A 19,271-nucleotide genomic window follows, 5' to 3' on the forward strand; every position below is an offset into this window, starting at 1 on the left:
GAGGGCATCGGACTCGACCGGCCCGTCGTCGAGGGACTCACTGGCCTGCGGGATCGAGAGCGACATGCGCTCCAGTGTGGCACCGCTCGGTGAACGGAGGGTGTCCGTTCGTCCTGCTGTCTCACGGAGCCGTCATCGCTCCAGCAGGAGCGTCACCGGACCGTCGTTGACGCTGGTCACCTGCATGTCGGCGCCGAAGACGCCGCGCTCGACGCGGGCCCCGAGCCGCTCGAGCTCGGCGCAGACCGCGTCGTACGCCGGCTCGCTCACCGGCCCGGGGGCAGCCGCCGTCCAGGTGGGGCGGCGCCCCTTCACCGCGTCGCCGTAGAGGGTGAACTGGCTGACCACCAGGACCGGCGCGCCGAGGTCGGAGGCCGACCTCTCGTCGCGCATGATGCGCAGGTCCCGGATCTTGCGGGCGGTCCAGGCGATCTCGTCGGGGCCGTCGGTGTGGGTCACGCCGAGGAGGACCAGCAGTCCGGGCTCGTCGATGGCGCCCACGGTCGTCCCGTCAACTACGACCGATGCGGAAAGAACACGCTGCACGACGGCTCGCAACTGAAGAATCTCCTGTCTGATGTGCGATTGACGGGCGGTTGCCCTTGGTTGGACCTGCTCACTCTGCCACGATGAGGCATGCCCTCACCGCTCCTGGTCACCGTGGCGCCCACCGGCGCCGAGACGTCGAAGTCCGACTGCCCCGCGCTGCCCACCACCCTGGAGGAGCTGGTCGCCACCGCCCAGGAGTGCGAGGCGGCGGGCGCGGCGATGGTGCACGTGCACATCCGCGACGACGACCACGCGCCCACGCTCGACCTGGTCCGGCTCAAGGAGACGGTGGCGGCGCTGCGCAGCGAGACCGACCTGGTCGTCCAGCTCTCCACCGGCGGCTCGGTGCACGACCCGCTGGAGGACCGGCTGCGCGTGCTCGACGCCGAGCCCGACTCCTGCAGCCTGACGATGGGCACCACCAACTTCGGCGACGACGTCTTCATGAACCCGTGGCCCTTCGTCGTCGAGCTCTACCGCCTCGCCCAGGAGCGCGAGGTCGTGCCGGAGTTCGAGCTCTTCGACCTCGGCCAGGTGCACGCGCTGCGGCGGCTGCTCGACACCCACGGGCTCCCAGCCGGCGGCAAGGTGCACGTCGACCTGGTGATGGGGGTCCCCGGTGGCATGGACGGCACCGCCTCAGCCCTCGTCGCCGCGGTCCGCGACCTGCCCGCCCAGGTCACCTCCTGGTCGGCGACCGGCATCGGCCGCTCCACGCTGCCGGTGATGCTCGCCTCGCTCTCGGCCGGCGGCCACCTGCGCGTCGGCATGGAGGACGTGCTGACGATCAGCCGCGGCGTGCCGGTCGAGTCCAACGCCCAGCTCGTACGCCGCGCGGTCGCCGCGGGCGAGCTGGCGCAGCGTACGCCGATGACACCCGCGCAGGCGCGCGACGCGTTGGGCGTGCGACCCCGCTGAGTGCGTTCGCCTGACGACCCCGGCGCCGGGAGCCTAGGGTTCGACGTGTGACGGGCGGGCGCGGCTGGATGGTGCGGCAGGGGCTGCTGCTCACCGTGATGATGCTCGCGGCGCTCTACTCGGTGGCGCACTCGGTGGCGATGGTCAGCGAGTGGGGGCTCGGCTGGGACGCCCACGCCTACTACGTGATGTGGGAGCACGGCCCCTACGACGCCCCGCCCGGCTTCCTCGACGCCTTCAACTACAGCCCGGCCTTCGCCCAGTTGCTCTGGCCGCTGACCCACCTGCCGTGGCCCCTCTTCCTGGGGCTGGTGATGGCCGGCTCGGTGGTGGCGCTGTGGTGGCTGACCCGCCCGATGCCGGTCGTGCTGCGGGTGCTCATGCTCGCCATCTGCTCGGTGCAGGTGACCTCGGGCAACATCGACTGGGTGATCGCGCTGGGTGCGGTCGTCGGCCTGCAGCACGGCGGCGCGTGGGTCTTCGCGGCGCTCACCAAGGTCGTCCCGACGCTGGGGCCGCTGTGGTTCGTGGCGCGCGGCGAGTGGCGGCGCCTCGGGGTCTTCATGGCCACGCTGGCGGTGGTCGTCGCCCTCTCGTACGCCCTCTCGCCGGGCCTGTGGCACGACTGGATCGACTTCCTCGGCGACCACGCCGACCGGCGGCCCGGGATGGCGACCGACCTGCTGCCGCCGCTGTGGGCGCGGGTCGTCCTCGCGGTCGCGATCACCGTGCTGGCAGCCCGCCGGTCGTCACCGTGGCTGCTGCCGGTCGCGATGGTCGTGGCCGCCCCCGTCCCGGGGACCGGGTCGTGGGCGCTGCTCGCGGCAATCCCGCGGCTGCGCCGCTGGACGGCCGAGCCGGTCGCGGCTGACGTCCCGGCCACGCCCGAGCCGATCCCGGCCCGGACGACGGATCAGTAGACGAGCGCCTGCACGCCGTCGCCGAGGACCTCCTCGGCGAAGCCCGCCGCACCCGCGATGCGTACGCCGTCGAGCAGGTCCGCCTCGACGATCCCGCGCCGCGCCGCGCACTGCGAGCAGACGGTGAGGCGGCCACCGCCGATCACCGCGTCGCGCAGCTGGGCCAGGGGAGTGGCGAGGTCGAGGGCGAACTCCTCGGCCTTGCCGGGCAGGCCCAGCCAGGCCGCCTCCCCGGTGAGCCAGAGGGAGACGTCGGCGCCGGAGGCGACGGCCGCGGTGGCGACCGTGAATGCCTGGTTGAGGCGCTCGGCGTCCTCGGTGCCGCAGGTGACCTTGATGACGAGTGGGCGAACCATGGCCCCAGACTAGGATGGCGCCCATGGTGTTCCAGCTCCCCGACAACCTCCACCCGAACTGCGGACCGATCGCGTGGCTCCTCGGCACGTGGCGCGGCAACGGCCACGGTGACTACCCGACGATCGAGAAGTTCCAGTACGGCCAGGAGCTGATCTTCACCCACGACGGTCGCCCGTTCTTCCACTACATGGCGCGCTCCTGGATCACCGACGACGAGGGCAACAAGGTCCGCGAGGCGGCGATCGAGACCGGCTTCCTGCGCTGCCCCGAGCAGGGCAAGATCGAGCTCCTGCTCGTGCACAACACCGGCATCTCCGAGATCTGGCACGGCGAGGCCGCCGACGGGAAGATGGAGCTCACCACCGACGCGGTCATCTCCACGCAGACCGCCAAGGCCGTCACCGCCGGCAAGCGCCTCTACGGCAACGTCAACTCCGAGCTGATGTACGCCTACGACATGGCCGCCCAGGGCCAGGCGCTCCAGCCCCACCTGTGGGCGCGGCTTCAGCGCGCCTGAGGGAGTACGCCGTGGCCGACGAGCTCGCCAGCAAGCTGCGCACCAGCGGCTACCGGATGACCCCGCAGCGCCAGCTGGTGCTGGCGGCGGTCGAGGAGCTGGGTCACGCGACCCCCGACGAGGTGCACGAGCACCTCGGCGGCGCGGTCAACCAGTCGACGGTCTACCGCAACCTCGAGGTGCTCGAGGAGCTCGGGCTGGTGCGCCACACGCACCTCTCCGACCGGGCGCCGACCTACCACTCGGCGCGCGCCGCGGAGCACTTCCACCTGATCTGCCGGAATTGCCAGCAGGTCACGTCGGTTCCACTGGAGCGGGCCCAGGGCTTTGCCCGGCAGCTGCGCGACGAGTTCGGCTTCGTCGCCGACGTCGGCCACACGGCCGTCTTCGGCCAGTGCGAGGACTGCACCCAGTCAGCAGCACAGTCAGCAGCACACGCCGCGCACGACCACCCGCACTCCCACTGAGCACCACGACCGAGCCACTGAAGGTGACCCGATGACCAGCCCCAGCCCGTTCCTCGACCTCCCCGGTGCCGTCGCCGCCGACGGCGTGGACGCTGCCGTCGCCGGCCACTACGGCTCCTTCAACGTCGAGCAGCGTCGCCTGGTCTCCGGCGACGGCTTCGTCGACCTCTCCCACCGTGACGTCCTGCGCGTCACCGGCCCCGACCGACTCACCTGGCTGCACTCCCTGACCTCGCAGTTCTTCGAGGGGCTCGCCCCGAAGGTCTGGACCCAGGCGCTGGTGCTCAGCCCGCAGGGCCACGTCGAGCACCACTTCGTCGGCGTCGACGACGGCGAGTCCTTCACCGCGCACACCGAGCCCGGCCGCGGCGCCGAGCTCGTGCAGTGGCTCGACCGGATGCGCTTCATGATGCGCGTCGAGGTCACCCTGGTCGACGACCTCGCGGTCTGCTGGCGTCCCGGCGCGAGCGAGGAGCACGCGGGGACGTACGACCTCGTGCCCCGCGACCGCCTCGCCGCCTACGCCGAGGCAGCCGGCCCGGCAGCCGGGCTGATGGCGTACGACGCGCTCCGCATCGCCCGCGGCGAGCCGCGCCTGGGCGTCGACACCGACCACCGCACGATCCCCAACGAGGTGGGCTGGATCCCGTCGGCCGTCCACCTGGAGAAGGGCTGCTACCGCGGCCAGGAGACGGTCGCGCGCGTGCACACGCTGGGCCGTCCGCCGCGGCGCCTGACGATGCTCCACCTCGACGGCTCGGAGAACAGGCTGCCGGCCCCCGGCAGCGACGTGCTCCTGGGCGACAAGGTGGTCGGCTTCGTCGGCTCTTCGGCCCGCCACCACGAGCTGGGTCCGATCGCGCTGGCGATGCTCAAGCGCAACGTCGCGACCGACGTCGAGCTGCGGGTCGACTCGATCGCCGCCTCGCAGGAGGTCGTGGTCGACCCCGAGGTCGGCCTGCACGTCCGCCCCAAGCTGCGCTGATCCCGCTCGGCCCGCGCCCCGGCGCTCAGTCGCGCGTGTACATCACGTGCGTGTCGACGTCGGCGTGCGTGAAGCCGAGCTTCGAGTACGTCCGCACCGCCGCCGTGTTGTCGGCCTCCACGTAGAGGATCACCTCGGTGACGCCGGAGTCGGCGAGGTGGTGCAGCCCGGCCAACGTGACCAGCCGACCGATGCCGCGTCCCTGCGCCTCGGGGGCGACCCCGACGACGTACACCTCACCGAGCGTCGCGGAGTGCTTCTTGGTCCAGTGGAAGCCGAGGGTGCCGCGGCCCGTGGTCGGCGCGGCGATGATCAGCCCTGCCGGGTCGAACCACGGCTCGGCCATCCGTCGCGCCATGTCGACCAGGTCCATCGACCCCTGCTCGGGGTGGTCGGCGAAGGCGTGGTGGTTGACCCGCAGCACCTCGTAGGAGTCGCCGCTGCGCTCGCCGAAGGCGTGCAGCTTGACGTCGTCGGGCACCTCGAGCGGCGGCAGCGGCTCGGCGTCCTCGCCGACGGGGCGGCGCATCACCCAGAGGTCACGCGTACGACGCCACCCGACGTGGGTGGCCAGCGCCTGGGCGCCGGGGTGGTTGCCGTGGCTCCACGCCCGGTCGAGCTGGGGGTGCGCCTCGAGCGCGTCGGTGAGCAGCGAGAGGCCCAGTCCGTGACGGCGGGCCGGCGGGTCGACGACCAGGGTGAGCTCGGTGCCGCGGACGAGGTAGAACGCCCCGTCGCGCTTGACCGCGCGCAGCTGGTTGTCGCGCAGGGCCATCGTGGTGGCCTCGTCGAGGGGGGAGGCGCCGTCGGCGGCGGCGGCGCGCTCGGCGATGGCCTCGATGCTGGGCATGCCGAGCAGCCTATTGCCTGGGGCGGCCACGGTGGCTCAGGCGGACTCCGACGCGGCGGCCTCGGCGGCGTCGGCGTCGGTGTCGGGCTCCTGGCCGCGGTCCTTCTGCAGGACGAAGCGGTAGCCGACGTTGCGCACCGTGCCGATCAGCGTCTCGTGCTCGGGGCCGAGCTTGGCGCGCAGGCGTCGGACGTGGACGTCGACCGTCCGCGTACCCCCGAAATAGTCGTAACCCCAGACCTCCTGCAGCAGCTGTTGGCGGCTGAAGACACGTCCGGGGTGTTGGGCCAGGAACTTCAGGAGCTCGAACTCCTTGAAGGTGAGGTCGAGCGTGCGACCTCCCAGGCGGGCTGTGTAGGTCGCGTCGTCCACGACCACCTCGCCGCTCCGGATCACGTGCGCGTCCGGGTCCGCGGCCTCCCGCTGGGCCGACAGGCGCCCGATCGCGAGACGGATGCGGGCCTCGAGCTCGGCCGGGCCGCAGGTGTGCAGGACCACGTCGTCCATGCCCCAGTCGTGGGCCACGACGGCGAGCCCGCCCTCGGTGACGATCAGGAGCACCGGCACGTCCGACCCGGTGGTGCGGATCAGCCGGCAGAGGTCACGCGCGTGGGCGAGCTCCTGGCGGCCGTCGACCAGGACCAGGTCGGAGTCGGGAGCCTCCAGCAGGGCGCTGCCCTCGGCCGGGAGGATCTTTACGTGGTGGCCCAGGAGGGCCAGCCCGGGCAGCACGTCCGACGACGGCTGGAGGGCGCTGGTGAGTAGCAGCAGAGTGCTCACGGCTGCCTCCTCACTTGTGGACTGTGGGTGAGAATACTTGTCATGGAGACCTCGCGTGGCCACTCGGACCCATCTGAAGGGGTCGGCATGGGACAGATCACACTGCGCTACTGGGCCGCTGCCAAGGCCGCTGCAGGCGTGGAGAGCGACGTCCTGAGCGTCGACGGGCCGCTCACGGTGGCCGCCGCACGCGAGCGCGCACTGGTTCTGCATGACCACGATGCGGACCTCGCCCGGGTCCTGGCGGTCTGCTCGGTGCTCGTCGACGACCGCCCGGTCGGTACGAAGGACCCCGGCGCGGTGAGCGTGCCGGTGGGCAGCAGCGTGGAGTTCCTGCCGCCGTTCGCGGGGGGCTGAGCGCGCCCGGTTGCTTGCTCGGGGCTCCCCTGGTCGGGCCCACCCGGTCGGCTCAGCGCGCCGCCCAGTGCTGCGCGACGTCGGCGGCGGTCAGCACCTTGTCGTGGATCGAGACCGCGTCGATGCTCCCGCGGAACGAGACCGCGCTGCCGTAGCCGAAGAGGTTGGTGTCCACGGTGCCGCTGCCGATCCGCCAGTGGCCGGAGCTGATCAGGATCGTGCCGCCGGCCGTGCCGGAGCCCGAGGTGACCGGCACCCCGTCGACGTAGATCGTGAAGGCCTGCCGCCAGCCCGAGCGGGGCGCCGCGGTGACCACGACCTGGTGCCACTGGCCGTCGTTGTAGGCGCGCGGGGTGGTGAGGGTGGCGCGGGAGAGGCCGGTCCACTCGCCGACCAGGAGCTGGCCCTGCTGGTTCATGAGCAGCGTCCGGTCGGCGGCCGACGAGGTCGGGCCCGTGCTGCTCTCGAAGCCCACCAGGTAGCCGCCGGTGGTCGAGGTGGTGCGGAACCACAGCTCCACCGAGTAGGCGTTGGGCACGCCGATCGGGTTCTGGTTGAGGATGGCGCGGCCCCCGTTGAAGGTGGCCGACGTGCCGGGGTTGTTGGGCAGGGCGCCGGCAGTGCCCATCTGGACGGTGCCGGCGGTCGCGCCACCGGCGTACGTGTCGGAGCGGTCGTCGAGGTTGTTGCCCGTCGCCTCGTCGAGCAGCCAGAAGCCGCGCGGCGAGTCGCTCATGACCGCCTGGACGTAGGGGAGCATCCACTGCCCGGCCGACCAGGTGTTGCCGGAGTTGCGGGTGCGCGCGGAGAAGGCGGCGTTGGCCGTGCCGAGCACCGTGGTGCCCAGCACGCAGAGGGCCATGGTCCCGGCCAGCGCGCGCACGCTGCGGGAGACGAGCTCGGGCTGCTTCGTGCTGCTGCCGTCGCCGCTGGCGGCCGCGGGCGTACGCCGCCACTCGCGCACGAGCCGGAGCAGCGTCCACCGCGGTGGCTCGCCGTCGACCTTGCGGCCGGCGAGCAGGAAGGCAGCCGTGGTCAGCAGCAGCCAGAGCCCCAGCAGCACCCAGCGGCCGGTCTCCAGCCACAGCAGCGGGAGGCCGACGTAGGGGACGAGCAGGATCGCCCGGGCCTCGAGGTGCTGACGGCCGATCGGGGTGAAGTCGGTGGTCTCGTTGGCGTCGCCGGCGGTGGTCCAGCCGCCGTCGTCACGCTTCTCGACGACGCGGTGGACGAGGATCCGCTCGGTGTCGGTGCTGGGGTCGTCGAACATGTAGACGCGCCCGACGGCGACCTTCTCGCCGTCGACGAAGGGGCGTCCCAGCGCGACGTCGCCCATCGAGATCGTCGGCAGCATGGAGCCGGACTTGATGACGTAGGGCTGCCAGCCGATCAGGGCGGGGGCAATGGCGATGGTGACCAGGGTCAGCAGCATCGCGCGATAGACGCGAGAGGCGATGACGACGGTGAAGAAGGCCCACTCACGGGACGTCCGGGCAGAGGGCCGAGCCATCTCTCACCCTTTCGGTGACGGGTCTGTCGGTGACGGAGGTGGTGCAGGGGAGTGCAGGGGAGTGCAGGACGGGCGGATGTGGGCGGCGGCGGACCGCCGCCCACCCCCCGATCAGTTGTTGTTGCGCATCTCCCACTGGATGTCGATACCGGTGGACTTGCCCTGGAGCTGGTCGACCTGCGCCTGGGTCATGCCCGCGGTGTCGAAGCGCCAGCTGATCCGGTAGGTCTTGGTGTGCACGCCGGCGGGGACGGCCCAGCCGCCCAGGGCGTTCTCGAAGCTGTTGACCGCCGCGAGCTGGGTGAGGGTGACCTCGGGGACGACCGGCTGGCCGCTGGGCAGCTCCTCGGGCTCGAAGCCGGTGCAGTTGGCGAAGGTGCCACCGGTGCCACCCTCGACCTTCACCTTGACCCTGTTCTCGAGGTCGGAGCCGCTGGAGAGCGGGTTGATCGTGTAGCCCTTGACGGTCGACGGGACGCTGGCGTCGGCGGTGAGCTTGATGCAGGCAGCTCCGCTGTCACCGGGCTTCATGGCCGTGACCTGGAAGCGAGAGGTTCCGTTGTCGTCGTCGGTCAGCTTGATGGAGCCCGTCGCCCAGTTGTTGCCGGAGTTGCGGGTCTGGCCGGTGAACGCCGCGTACGAGGCCTGGTAGACCAGCGCGCCGGCCGCGAGGACGGCGACGGGGGTGGCCAGCGCGGCCATGACCTTGCGGGACTTCTGCATGGGACTTCCTTCGAGGGGTTGGGTGATGGACGCTGCGCACGGCGCAGCGTCTGGTGAACCCCCGCCCATTTCTGAGGCGATATCCTCAGGGCCTCGCCGAAGCGGCCGACGGGCGATCAGGGATTCGTCTTTACTCTTCGAGGGTAGGACCCTCCTGCGCAGGGCGTGGAAGAACGAAAAATTTCCTGCAACAAAGTGAATCCGGTCCTTCAGTTTGCGTCCGGAGGAATGCATTCGACTCGAGGAGAGTGCGTTGACGACGGGACAGTGGGTCCTCCTTGCGAGCGTTGTGCTCGCGGTCGTCTTTGGCCTGTGGCGCGCGGCCACCGACGGCCGGTTCCGGGGGACGCACCAGGTGCGTGGGGTCCAGCAGGTCGATGTCGCCGGCTCCGCCGACGCGACCGTCGACGCGACCTCCGGGGCGACCGCCGACGCGCCGAGCCCGGGCACGGCCGCCGACTCCGTGGTCGCCGGCACCCCCTACGCCGACCGGCTGGGGGAGAAGGGGACGCTGCTCCAGTTCTCCAGCGCCTTCTGCGCGCCGTGCCGGGTGACCCGCCGCACTCTCGAGGAGGTCGCGGCCGTGGTCCCGGGCGTCGCGCACGTCGAGGTGGACGCCGAGTCGCACCTCGACCTCGTACGCCGTGTCAACGTCATGCGGACGCCCACGACCCTGGTGCTCGACGCAGCCGGTCGTGAGGTCACGCGAGCGGCCGGAGCCCCGACGAAGCAACAGGTGCTGAGCGCCCTCGCGCTCCTCGACTGAGGCGCGAATCTCGCATTTTGGGCCGCTTGTCCACGATCTGAGACCTCGATTCGCTCGGTCCGATCCCGTTCCCTAGTCTCGTCCCCATGAGCTCGACCTGGTTGACGAAGCGACGCGCAGTGGATCACTGCCGCGTGCGCTCGTCCCTCTGTCGAATGTCCTGAGGCTGACGCCACCCCTTTTGTCGATCAATTAACTCGACTAAGGTTCCGGGTGTCGGCCCTCCGCCGGTGTGACTGCTGTCGCGCCCTGCAGGAATCCCTTCACCAGGAACAGGACCAATGAGCTCTCACGACACCACTGTGCCCCGGGTCGATCCCCGTGGCCCCCAGTTCGGCGCCGTCATCACCACCGTCGTCCTCGGAGTCGTCCTCGCGACCGCGCCCAGCACGTTCGCGGTCGCCCTGCTCGCCGTCCAGGCGGCACTCTTCGCGAGCGGCGCACTGCTCGGCGTCAACCGCACGCCGTACGCCTGGCTCTTCCGCACCGTCGTACGCCCCCGCCTGGGCGCCCCGACGGAGTGGGAGGACCCGGCTCCGCCGCGCTTCGCCCAGACCGTGGGCCTCGGGTTCGCCCTCGTCGGCCTGGCCGGCTTCCTCCTGGGGGCCGACCTGGTCGGCCTCGTCGCCACCGGCTTCGCCTTGGTGGCCGCCCTGCTCAACGCAGCCTTCGGCTTCTGCCTGGGTTGCGAGATGTACCTCCTGCTGCGCCGGGCCGCGTCGCCCCGCACGGCCTGAGCGCACGCTCCACCGCAGCACCCACGCACACCATCCCTGGTCACCGCACCACCCATCCCGAAAGAGAGAAGCACCAGCCATGAGCCGCGAAGACTCCCTCGTTTCCGTCCAGTGGGTCGAGGACAACCTCGGCGCCGACGGCATCGTCCTGATCGAGGTCGACGAGGACACCGCCGCCTACGACAAGGGCCACATCCCGACCGCCATCAAGCTGGACTGGACGAAGGACCTGCAGGACCAGGTCCGTCGCGACTTCGTCAACAAGGAGGGCTTCGAGAAGCTCCTCTCCGAGCGCGGCGTCAGCAACGACGACACCGTGATCCTCTACGGCGGCAACAACAACTGGTTCGCTGCCTACGCCTACTGGTACTTCAAGCTCTACGGCCACAAGAACGTCAAGCTCATGGACGGTGGCCGCAAGAAGTGGGAGCTCGACGCCCGCGAGCTGACCAAGGACGTCCCGACCCGTCCCGCGACCTCGTACGTCGCCCAGGAGCAGGACCGCTCGATCCGCGCCTTCCGTGACGACGCCGTCGCCGCGATCGGTGTGCAGAACCTGATCGACGTGCGCAGCCCCGACGAGTTCGCCGGCCGCCTGATGGCTCCGGCCCACCTCCCGCAGGAGCAGGCGCAGCGCGCCGGTCACATCCCGACCTCGCTCAACGTGCCGTGGAGCAAGAACGCCAACGACGACGGCACCTTCAAGTCCGACGACGAGCTGCGCAAGCTCTACGACGAGGTCGGCATCGACGACTCCAAGGACACCATCGCCCTGTGCCGCATCGGTGAGCGCTCGTCGCTGACCTGGTTCGTGCTGCAGGAGCTGCTGGGCTTCAAGAACGTCAAGAACTACGACGGCTCGTGGACCGAGTACGGCTCCCTCGTCGGCGTTCCGGTCGTTCTCGGCGACGAGCCGGGTGTCGCCTGATGTGCGGCGCGGTTGAGGGCGGCCTGTCGCTCGACGGCGTCAACGTCGCCAAGGAGGCCGTGATCCAGGGCCAGGTCACCCGTGACGGCGAGCCCGTGGCCACCGGCTACGTGCGCCTGCTCGACAAGACCGGCGAGTTCACCGCTGAGGTCCCCCTCTCGGCCACCGGCCACTTCCGGTTCTTCGCCGGTGAGGGCGTCTGGACGCTCCGCGCCCTCGCCCCAAAGGCCGAGCCGGTCGACCGCAAGGTCCACGCCCAGGTGGGCTCCGTGGCCGAGGTCGCGATCGCGGTCTGACCCACCCGCCAGCTCCATCCAGGACCCCGTCCCGCCTCGAGCGGGGCGGGGTCCTGTGCATGCATCGTCCTTCTATCGGCCTACCTCCTCCGGTGGAAGCGCAGGTCGCCGTTGGCCATCCGACTCATGTCGTAGCCGGGATCGTGCGCGAGGTGGTGATGGTGGGAGCAGAGGAGGGCGGCGTTGTCGAGGTCGGACGCGCCGCCCTCGCCCCACGGCACCAGGTGGTGCGCCTCGGCCCACGTCCCGGGGATGTCGCATCCCTCGGCGCGGCAGGTCGTGTCGCGCAGCAGGAGTGCGCGACGTTGGGCCTTCGAGAAGAGGCGTGAGGCCCGGCCCAGGTCGAGGACCTCGGAGTCGGTGCCCAGCACGGCCGGGATGATCCGGGCGTTGCAGGCCAGCCGACGTGCCTGGGCGGCGGTGATCGTGTCGTACCCGTCGCCGGGTACGCCGCTGCCGAGCGTCGCCACCCCGAGCCCCGTACGCAGCGCCTCGAACGAGATCGTCACCGTCAGGTTCGTGGCGTCGCCGCCATGGATCGGCAGCCGCCTGGGGTCCAGCGTCTCGAGCAGCTGCCCGAAGGCTTCTGCCAGCCGCCGCGGGTGGCTCACGGCCCGGCGGCCCGACGTGCGGTCCTCGCTGTCGGTGAGCCGCGGGTTGGTGAACGCGTGCAGGTAGGTCGCCAGGCGTGCCGCCACCGCGTCGGGGAGCAGGGCGGAGAGCCGCGTCGTACCGTCGCCGACGGCGCGCAGCCGCAGGCGCTGACGCTCGACGGCGTACCGCTCTGCCTGCTCGAGGCGCCGGCGCTCTGCCTGCTCGAAGCGGTCCGGGTCGACCAGCTCGAGGATGCGACGGCCGAGCGCGACCAGGTCCCTCGGGTCGTGCTCCTGCGAGAGTCGCACCAGCTCGGCCTCGGCCTGCGCGACGACGGCCTGCTCGATGCCGTCGGGAAGCTCTGCCATCGCGTGCGCGATCACCCGTGCCTGCGGCAGGTTGGTGCGGCCCTCACGCAGCGCGCCCGCCAGCGCCGGCAGGTCGCGGTCGAGCGCCTCGGCCAGTCGCAGGTCGGCGGCGGCGTCGCCACGGCGTACGTGCCCGTGGTGCGCCAGCCAGGTCTCGATCGAGCGGAAGCCCTCGCCCTGGGCCACGTCGCCGGCCGCGGCCATGACCCGCAGCCGCAGCTCGGCCGCGCGCGACTCCACCTCCAGCAGGGTCAGCAGCGCGCTGGCCTTCTCGTCGGTGCTCATGAAGGTCGGGTTGACGTCGGCCACCGACTTCAACGACGAGCTGATCGACGCCGCGACAGCGCTCACCGGATGCACGGACTCCACCTCCACTCCACAACGACGGTGCGCCACGCTCGCGGCGCCTGCTGGTCGTTGCTCCTGGAGGCCCGGACCTGCCGGACGATCACGTCACCCTCGCAACTGGCCCCGCCGTCTCCGGATGCCACCGCCGAAGCGGTGACCCGGTGTCATGGGCGAGGACCTGCCACGACACTATTCGAACACCGGTTCGAATGACCATCTCCCAAATCGGGGATTCGCCGGGCGTCGTCGTCACCGGCATCGAGACTGTCTCGCGTGCCGGACTGACTGCCCGCACTTCGGGACGAATGACCGCGTTGAAGTCTAGTCTCCTAGTTGTCTTTCAGACGTGACGCTGATCGTCACCTCGCAGCCCAGGAGTCCGCATGAACTACCGTCCCGAGACCCTCGCCGTCCACGCCGGCCAGGAGGTCGCCGACCCGGCCACCAACAGCCGCGCGGTCCCGATCTACCAGACCACGTCGTACGTCTTCAACGACACCGAGCACGCCGCGAACCTCTTCGCGCTCGCCGAGCCCGGCAACATCTACACGCGCATCATGAACCCGACCCAGTCGGTCTTCGAGGACCGCGTCAACCAGCTCGAGGGCGGTGTCGGTGCGCTGGCCGTCGCCTCGGGCTCCGCGGCGATCACCTACTCGGTGCTCAACCTGACCTACGCCGGCGACAACATCGTGGCGCTCTCCACCTTGTACGGCGGCACCTACGCCCTCTTCGCCCACACGCTGCCGCAGTTCGGCATCGAGGTCCGCTTCGTCGACCCGACCAAGCCGGAGGAGCTGGCCAAGCACGTCGACGAGAAGACCAAGCTGGTCTTCGGCGAGACCGTCGGCAACCCGAAGATCAACGTCGCCGACCTCGACGCCTGGTCGGAGGCTGCGCACGCGCAGGGCCTGCCCTTCATCGTCGACGCGACCGCCTCGACCCCCTACCTGGTGCGCCCCTTCGAGCACGGCGTCGACGTCGTGGTCCACTCCGCCACCAAGTACATCGGCGGCCACGGCACCTCCATCGGCGGCATCATCGTCGACTCCGGCAACTTCGACTGGGCTGCGCACGCCGAGCGCTTCCCCGGCCTCACCGGGCCCGACCAGGCCTACCACGGCGTCGTGTGGACCGAGGCCGTCGGCAACCTCGCCTTCATCATCCGCGCCCGCACCGTGCTGCTGCGCAACACCGGCGCCGCGATCACCCCGCACAACTCGTGGCTCTTCCTCCAGGGCCTGGAGACCCTGCACCTGCGCATGGAGCGCCACTCCTCCAACGCGCTGGCCGTCGCCCAGTGGCTCGAGGCCCACGACCTGGTCGCCTGGGTCTCCTACCCGGGCCTGGAGTCCAGCGCCGACAAGGAGGTCTACGACCGCATCTCGACCGGCAAGGGCTACGGCGGCCTGCTCTCCTTCGGCCTCAAGTCGGGCCGCGAGGGCGGCAAGAAGTTCATCGAGGCGCTCAACCTCTTCAGCCACCTGGTCAACATCGGTGACGCGAAGTCGCTGGCCGTGCACAACGCCACCACCACGCACTCGCAGCTGACCCCCGCGGAGCTCGAGGCGGCCGGCGTGCCGGAGGACCTCGTACGCCTCTCCATCGGCATCGAGAACGTCGACGACCTGATCGCCGACCTCGAGCAGGCGCTCATCGCCAGCAAGTGACCTGACCCGCGGCGCCCGCGCGCCACGGCGTACGACGGCCCCTCCTGCCTCCTCGGCGGGCGGGGCCGTCCGTGCTCAGCCTGCGTCCGGCTCCGCGTCGGGCTCCGTGTCAGGGCCCTCGACGGGCATCGTCACCTCGAAGCGGGTGCCGGTGCCGGGACTGCTGGCGAGGTCGATCTGCCCGCCGTGCGCCTCGACGATCGCCTTGACCACCGAGAGGCCGACGCCGATGCCCTGCACGGCCTGGTCGGTGGCGCTCGCCGTGCGGTAGAAGCGCTCGAAGACGTGGCTCTGCTCGTTGGCGCTGAGCCCGGGACCGGTGTCGACGACCTCCAGCACGACCATGTCGGCGCGCTGGTGCAGGCGTACGGTCACGGTGCCGGGGGCGGGGGTGTACTTCACCGCGTTGCCCACGAGGTTGTCGACGACCTGCGTGAAGCAGTCGGGGTCGAGCGTCGCCTTGATCCCCGGCTGCACGTCGACCTCCAGGTCGAGCCCAGCGGTCTCGGCGGCGGTGCGCAGCGGGGTGAGCGCCGCCTCCATCAGGTCGACGAGGTCGACGGTGCGGGTCTTGAGCTCGACGGCCTCGCTGGAGCCGGAGGCCTGCAGCAGCTGCCCCACCCGGCTCAGCAGGACGTGGGCGTTGCGCTGGGCGACGCGCAGCATCTTGAGCACGGTGACGTCGGCCGGGTCGATCTCGTCCTCGATGAGCTCGTGGTAGCCGATGATCGACGTCAACGGCGTACGCAGCTCGTGCGACACCGTGGTCAGGAACTCCTCGCGGGCACGCACGGAGTCCAGGACGTCGGTGACGGGGATCCCGACGATCACGTAGCCGAAGCGGTCGTGCTGGGTGCGGTGGATCTGGCGCGAGGAGAGCAGGTAGGCGACCTGGTCCTCGGGCGGGCCGAACCACGCGAGCTGCGCGTCGAACTCCTCTCCACGGTGCGCCCGGGCGAGCACGAACTCCTCGGGCGGGACCGGGGTGACCCGGTCGGGGGCGTAGTAGTGGACGACCGGCTCGATCGTGCCGTCGGTCTGGATCCCGGCCAGGTCGCCCAGCCGCCGGGCGTCGGGGTTGTCCCAGATCCGCTCGCCGGCGTCGTCGTAGGCCACGATCGTGACGTCGATGATGTCGAGCAGGGTCTGCGTCAGCAGCAGCTGGTCCTCGTTGGCGTCGAGGGTGGCCCGCAGGCGGTTGGCCTGGGCGGTGAGCCGGTCCTCGCGGCGGTCGCGCTCGAGGGCGAGCTGGCGCCCGCCGAGCAGCAGCCCGAGACCCAGCAGCGCCAGCGGCAGGTACTGCACCCACAACGGCCCCTCGCCCTGCGGGACGACGTCGCCCAGGTAGAGGAGCTGCATCACCGTGACCAGGGCCGCGGAGGCGATGAAGGCACCCGGCCAGCCGAACTCGAAGACCAGCCACAGCAGCGGGAGCACCACCACCAGGGCGGCCGTCGGCAGCACCGGCACGATCTCGGTGCCCATCAGCACCAGGGCGACGAGGGAGACGAGGGGCAGCGAGAGCCGCCAGCGGTGCGACAGCCGGCCGTGTGCACCAGCCACTTGGTGCCCGCCAGCGCGGCGAGCAGCACCAGTCCGGCGGGGGTGCGCCACCCACGCTCGCGGGGTCGTCGAGGAGCAGCACGCCCGAGGCGACCAGCACCGCGATGACCAGGGTCGAGATCGGCCAGACCATGGTGGTGGCGCGGGAGGTGGGTGGCAGGGCCAGCAGGTTGCGGGGAGGCTGGGGGGCAGTGGGGGTCAGGCTCAGCACCTCCTCGGTGTCTGGGGAAGGGCCCGGTCGGTGTCCCAGTGTGTCGTGCCCCACCGACCTGTTCAATCCGCCGGGCCGGAGTGTCCACGCCTGCACCCTGGCGACCGGGCCGAGGGGGCGGACGTGGGACCATGGAGCGTGACCGGCCCCTTGACTACGTCGAGACGCAGCGGGTCGTCCTCTTCTCCGAGTGCGACCCGCTGCGTCTGCGTGGCGGCGGCCGTCTCGACCACGTCGAGGTGGCGTACGAGACCTACGGCGAGCTGTCGCCCGAGCGTGACAACGTCATCTTCGTCTGCCACGCGCTGACCGGTCACGCGCACGCCGCGGGCCTCCACCTCGGCGCCAAGAAGCGCGGCTGGTGGGACAACATCATCGGCCCCGGCAAGCCGCTCGACACCGACCGCTTCTTCGTCGTCGCGCCCAACATCCTGGGTGGCTGCTCCGGCACGACCGGCCCGCTGTCGACCAACCCGGCGACCGGTGAGCCCTACTACCTCGACTTCCCGCTGCTGCACATGAGCGACCTCGTCGCCGTGCACCGGCGGCTGATGGGCCACCTCGGCGTCGAGCGGCTGTACGCCGGTGTCGGCGGCTCGCTGGGCGGCATGCAGATCCTGCAGTGGGTCATCGACGCCCCGACGAGGTCGAGCGGGCTGTGCTGGTCGCGGCCTCCTCGCGGCTCTCCACGGAGAACATCGCCTTCTCGTCGGTCGCCCGCACCGCGATCATGAGCGACCCGGAGTTCCACGACGGTCGCTACGTCGAGCACGGCACGGTCCCGCGGCTGGGCCAGAAGGTCGCCCGGATGATGGCCCACATCACCTACGTCTCCGACCAGTCGCTCGACACGAAGTTCGGCCACCGCCGCGACACCGTCGGCGACGGGATGAAGCTCGAGCCCGACTTCGCCGTCGAGCACTACCTGCAGCACCAGGGCGACGTCTTCCTCGACCGCTTCGACGCGCTCAGCTACCTCTACCTGACGCGCCTGCTCGACTACTTCGACCCGTTCGCGGACAGTTGGACGGCCGAGCGCCTCGCGTCCACGCGTACGCAGTTCCAGGTCACCTCCTTCGACTCCGACTGGCGCTTCGACACCCGGCAGTCGCTGCGGATGGTCGAGCAGCTGGAGGCCTGCGGCGTGAAGGTCGACTTCGCCGAGCTCCCCTCACCCTTCGGGCACGACTCGTTCCTGCTGACGCCTCCGGGCTACCACGACCGGATCGCCGCCTTCCTGAAGGGCTGAGCCCGACACGTTGAGCCCGGCACGCTGGGCCCGGCGGGACCTTCTCGCTGGGACTTCGCGTTCCGCCACGATCGTCGGCGGCCGCTGACACAATCGCGGCTGTCGCGTCGCCGATCCAGGAGTGAGTGTGTCGTCTCGTCGTGTGTTGGCCGTAGGTGTGGCCGTCGGTCTGCTGGCCCCCGTGGCCTCCCTCTCCCGGCGAGCGCGACGGAGGCCGCGGCCCCGAAGCCGCTGACCGCGTCCGTCGGCGCGGCGGTCGCGGGGGAGCGGGTCACCTTCACCGCGAAGCGCCCGACCGCGAAGAAGTTCCGCACGCTCAAGGCCACGCAGCAGCGCAAGGCCACGATCGTGCTGCAGCGCCGTGACGGCGCCACGTGGCGCGCGGTCGGCCGCGTGAAGCTCGGCGCGAAGAAGAAGGTCACCTTCGCCTCGGCCGTGCCCACCAGCGCGAAGGGCAGCGTGCGCTACCGCGTCCGCGCGGTGCTGGGGAAGAAGACGTACGAGGCCGGGGCGCTGACCCTGAAGGTCGTCAGCGCCCCACGCAGCAGCTCACCACGCGCCCGAGCAGCAGCGACGCCGACGTCGCCACGACGTACGCGAGCACCCTCACGCCGGTGCGTGCCGGGCGCAAGCTCACGGTCGAGCGCTACGTCGACGGCACCTGGTCGACGGTCGCGGAGACCTCGGCCAAGGGGGCCAGCGCGGCCCTGACGGTGGCTGCCGCCCGCTTCCCGGCCTGGTACAGGGTGCGCGCCGCCGCCCACAACGGCATCGCCTCGGTCGCCACCGCTCCGGTGCGTACGACGCTGAACCGCCGCCCCGTCGAGATCGCGCACCGCGCCGGTGCAGCGCTGGGCCCGGAGCAGACGCTCGGCGCCATGGAGGCCTCGCTGACCGCCGGCGCGACCGCGATGGAGGTCGACGTGCAGCTGACGAAGGACGCCGTGCCGGTCATCGTGCACGACCAGACCTTCGCCCGCACGACCAACGTCGCGACCGTCTTCCCGGGGCGCGAGGACGACCCGGTCGGCACCTTCACGTGGGCCGAGGTGCAGCAGCTCGACGCCGGCAGCTGGGCGGGCCCGCAGTGGGCCGGCGAGGGCATCCCGAGCCTGGACGAGCTGCTGACCGCGCTCGGCGGCCGCGCCCACCTGGTGCTGGAGGTGAAGTTCTGGCCGTTCAACCAGGGCACGCCCGAGGAGCGTGCCGCACTGCGCGACGTGCTCGACGCCGAGCTGGTCGCGGGAAGGCTGGGCGAGCTGGCCGGGGCCGGCAAGCTGACGGTGTCGTCGTTCAACCACGAGTTCCTGCAGCCGTTCGCCGAGGCGCACCCCGACGTGCCGGTGGGGGCGCTGACCTTCTTCCCGCCGTCGGCGACGCAGGTGGCGCAGTGGGCCACCTGGGCCGAGGAGATCCACGGACAGTTCGCGCTGACCACGTGGCAGGACACCACGGCCGCTCGTGCTGCCGGCCTCACGACGAGCGTGTGGACCCTCGCGACCCCCGATCAGTACCGGGTGGCGCTCGCCTCCGGCGCGGAGGCGCTGATCACGGACAACCCGGGGCTGCTGGCCTCGGTGCTCGAGCCGCCGGCTCCGACCAGCTGAA

The 19,271-nt window shown here is 71.1% G+C and carries 23 protein-coding genes; 15 read left to right on the forward strand and 8 right to left on the reverse strand.

All coding sequences use genetic code 11. The annotated features are described in order from the left end of the window. Positions 1-132: 132 nt before the first annotated feature. Positions 133-558 carry a D-aminoacyl-tRNA deacylase gene (gene dtd, locus E2C04_RS02595; RefSeq protein WP_135831421.1) on the reverse strand — a complete coding sequence of 142 codons (426 nt, stop codon included), beginning with the start codon at positions 556-558 and terminating at the stop codon, positions 133-135. Positions 559-636: 78 nt separating this feature from the next. Here dtd and E2C04_RS02600 point away from each other — a divergent pair, with 78 nt between their 5' ends. Further along, positions 637-1,467 carry a beta-keto acid cleavage family enzyme gene (locus E2C04_RS02600; protein ID WP_135831422.1) on the forward strand — a complete coding sequence of 277 codons (831 nt, stop codon included), beginning with the start codon at positions 637-639 and terminating at the stop codon, positions 1,465-1,467. Positions 1,468-1,514: 47 nt separating this feature from the next. Beyond that, positions 1,515-2,387 carry a glycosyltransferase family 87 protein gene (locus tag E2C04_RS02605; RefSeq protein WP_135831423.1) on the forward strand — a complete coding sequence of 291 codons (873 nt, stop codon included), beginning with the start codon at positions 1,515-1,517 and terminating at the stop codon, positions 2,385-2,387. Here E2C04_RS02605 and E2C04_RS02610 read toward each other — a convergent pair. Beyond that, a complete protein-coding gene (locus E2C04_RS02610; protein WP_135831424.1) occupies positions 2,381-2,743 on the reverse strand; it encodes a DsrE family protein in 363 nt (120 codons plus the stop codon). The genes E2C04_RS02605 and E2C04_RS02610 overlap by 7 nt on opposite strands. Positions 2,744-2,766: 23 nt before the next feature. On the opposite strand from E2C04_RS02610, the gene E2C04_RS02615 reads away from it, so the two are divergent. From E2C04_RS02615 to ygfZ, 3 genes are read left to right on the forward strand one after another with little or no spacing between them, the layout of a single operon-like run. Next, the gene (locus E2C04_RS02615) at positions 2,767-3,261 is read left to right on the forward strand and encodes a heme-binding beta-barrel domain-containing protein (RefSeq protein WP_135831425.1); all 495 of its coding nucleotides are present in this window, start codon (positions 2,767-2,769) and stop codon (positions 3,259-3,261) included. An 11-nt stretch (positions 3,262-3,272) separates the two neighbouring features. Beyond that, positions 3,273-3,728 (forward strand): Fur family transcriptional regulator, encoded by a 456-nt coding sequence (locus tag E2C04_RS02620; RefSeq protein WP_229721342.1) that lies wholly within the window; start codon positions 3,273-3,275, stop codon positions 3,726-3,728. A gap of 31 nt (positions 3,729-3,759) precedes the next feature. Continuing rightward, on the forward strand, positions 3,760-4,713 hold the full coding sequence (gene ygfZ, locus E2C04_RS02625) for a CAF17-like 4Fe-4S cluster assembly/insertion protein YgfZ (RefSeq protein ID WP_135831426.1): 954 nt from the start codon (positions 3,760-3,762) through the stop codon (positions 4,711-4,713). Between the two features lie 25 nt (positions 4,714-4,738). On the opposite strand, the gene mshD is transcribed toward ygfZ, so the two are convergent. Then, positions 4,739-5,563 carry a mycothiol synthase gene (gene mshD, locus E2C04_RS02630; RefSeq protein ID WP_135831427.1) on the reverse strand — a complete coding sequence of 275 codons (825 nt, stop codon included), beginning with the start codon at positions 5,561-5,563 and terminating at the stop codon, positions 4,739-4,741. A 36-nt stretch (positions 5,564-5,599) separates the two neighbouring features. Beyond that, positions 5,600-6,343 carry a response regulator transcription factor gene (locus E2C04_RS02635; RefSeq protein ID WP_135831428.1) on the reverse strand — a complete coding sequence of 248 codons (744 nt, stop codon included), beginning with the start codon at positions 6,341-6,343 and terminating at the stop codon, positions 5,600-5,602. Between the two features lie 87 nt (positions 6,344-6,430). On the opposite strand from E2C04_RS02635, the gene E2C04_RS02640 reads away from it, so the two are divergent. Further along, positions 6,431-6,700 carry a MoaD/ThiS family protein gene (locus E2C04_RS02640; protein WP_135831429.1) on the forward strand — a complete coding sequence of 90 codons (270 nt, stop codon included), beginning with the start codon at positions 6,431-6,433 and terminating at the stop codon, positions 6,698-6,700. A gap of 52 nt (positions 6,701-6,752) precedes the next feature. Here E2C04_RS02640 and E2C04_RS02645 read toward each other — a convergent pair whose 3' ends face one another. Then, positions 6,753-8,210 carry a signal peptidase I gene (locus E2C04_RS02645; RefSeq protein WP_135831430.1) on the reverse strand — a complete coding sequence of 486 codons (1,458 nt, stop codon included), beginning with the start codon at positions 8,208-8,210 and terminating at the stop codon, positions 6,753-6,755. A 111-nt stretch (positions 8,211-8,321) separates the two neighbouring features. Continuing rightward, complete coding sequence (locus E2C04_RS02650) at positions 8,322-8,933, reverse strand: hypothetical protein (protein ID WP_135831431.1); 612 nt, start codon at positions 8,931-8,933, stop codon at positions 8,322-8,324. A 253-nt stretch (positions 8,934-9,186) separates the two neighbouring features. Between E2C04_RS02650 and E2C04_RS02655 the strand changes: the two genes are divergently transcribed. The 4 genes from E2C04_RS02655 (at position 9,187) to E2C04_RS02670 (ending at position 11,660) form a co-directional block, all read left to right on the forward strand. After that, positions 9,187-9,699, forward strand: a complete 513-nt coding sequence (locus E2C04_RS02655; protein WP_135831432.1) for a thioredoxin family protein — start codon at positions 9,187-9,189, stop codon at positions 9,697-9,699. Between the two features lie 281 nt (positions 9,700-9,980). Beyond that, on the forward strand, positions 9,981-10,436 hold the full coding sequence (locus tag E2C04_RS02660) for a DUF4395 domain-containing protein (RefSeq protein WP_135831433.1): 456 nt from the start codon (positions 9,981-9,983) through the stop codon (positions 10,434-10,436). 79 nt (positions 10,437-10,515) lie between these two features. Then, the gene (locus tag E2C04_RS02665) at positions 10,516-11,364 is read left to right on the forward strand and encodes a sulfurtransferase (RefSeq protein ID WP_135831434.1); all 849 of its coding nucleotides are present in this window, start codon (positions 10,516-10,518) and stop codon (positions 11,362-11,364) included. After that, entirely contained in the window at positions 11,364-11,660 is a 297-nt protein-coding gene (locus E2C04_RS02670) for a DUF1416 domain-containing protein (RefSeq protein ID WP_135831435.1), read from the forward strand. The genes E2C04_RS02665 and E2C04_RS02670 overlap by 1 nt, the downstream gene beginning before the upstream one ends. Positions 11,661-11,740: 80 nt before the next feature. Here the strand turns inward: E2C04_RS02670 and E2C04_RS02675 are convergent, their stop codons facing one another. Next, on the reverse strand, positions 11,741-12,982 hold the full coding sequence (locus tag E2C04_RS02675) for an HNH endonuclease signature motif containing protein (RefSeq protein ID WP_135831436.1): 1,242 nt from the start codon (positions 12,980-12,982) through the stop codon (positions 11,741-11,743). Between the two features lie 371 nt (positions 12,983-13,353). Between E2C04_RS02675 and E2C04_RS02680 the strand changes: the two genes are divergently transcribed. Next, positions 13,354-14,640 carry an O-acetylhomoserine aminocarboxypropyltransferase/cysteine synthase family protein gene (locus E2C04_RS02680; RefSeq protein ID WP_135831437.1) on the forward strand — a complete coding sequence of 429 codons (1,287 nt, stop codon included), beginning with the start codon at positions 13,354-13,356 and terminating at the stop codon, positions 14,638-14,640. Positions 14,641-14,715: 75 nt separating this feature from the next. On the opposite strand, the gene E2C04_RS02685 is transcribed toward E2C04_RS02680, so the two are convergent. Further along, positions 14,716-16,203, reverse strand: coding sequence for a sensor histidine kinase (locus tag E2C04_RS02685; protein WP_135831438.1), 1,488 nt, complete (start codon positions 16,201-16,203; stop codon positions 14,716-14,718). Between the two features lie 342 nt (positions 16,204-16,545). Here E2C04_RS02685 and E2C04_RS21195 point away from each other — a divergent pair, with 342 nt between their 5' ends. From E2C04_RS21195 to E2C04_RS02700, 4 genes are all read left to right on the forward strand, one after another. Next, positions 16,546-17,148 (forward strand): alpha/beta fold hydrolase, encoded by a 603-nt coding sequence (locus E2C04_RS21195; RefSeq protein ID WP_338088798.1) that lies wholly within the window; start codon positions 16,546-16,548, stop codon positions 17,146-17,148. Continuing rightward, positions 17,037-17,663 carry a homoserine O-acetyltransferase family protein gene (locus tag E2C04_RS21200; RefSeq protein WP_338088799.1) on the forward strand — a complete coding sequence of 209 codons (627 nt, stop codon included), beginning with the start codon at positions 17,037-17,039 and terminating at the stop codon, positions 17,661-17,663. The genes E2C04_RS21195 and E2C04_RS21200 overlap by 112 nt, the downstream gene beginning before the upstream one ends. Positions 17,664-18,011: 348 nt before the next feature. Then, complete coding sequence (locus tag E2C04_RS02695; protein ID WP_135831439.1) at positions 18,012-18,374, forward strand: hypothetical protein; 363 nt, start codon at positions 18,012-18,014, stop codon at positions 18,372-18,374. After that, the gene (locus E2C04_RS02700) at positions 18,278-19,270 is read left to right on the forward strand and encodes a glycerophosphodiester phosphodiesterase (protein ID WP_135831440.1); all 993 of its coding nucleotides are present in this window, start codon (positions 18,278-18,280) and stop codon (positions 19,268-19,270) included. Before E2C04_RS02695 ends, E2C04_RS02700 begins: the two co-directional genes overlap by 97 nt. The last annotated feature ends 1 nt before the right edge of the window (position 19,271 follow it).

Source organism: Nocardioides daphniae (assembly GCF_004777465.1).
Classification (GTDB): domain Bacteria; phylum Actinomycetota; class Actinomycetes; order Propionibacteriales; family Nocardioidaceae; genus Nocardioides; species Nocardioides daphniae.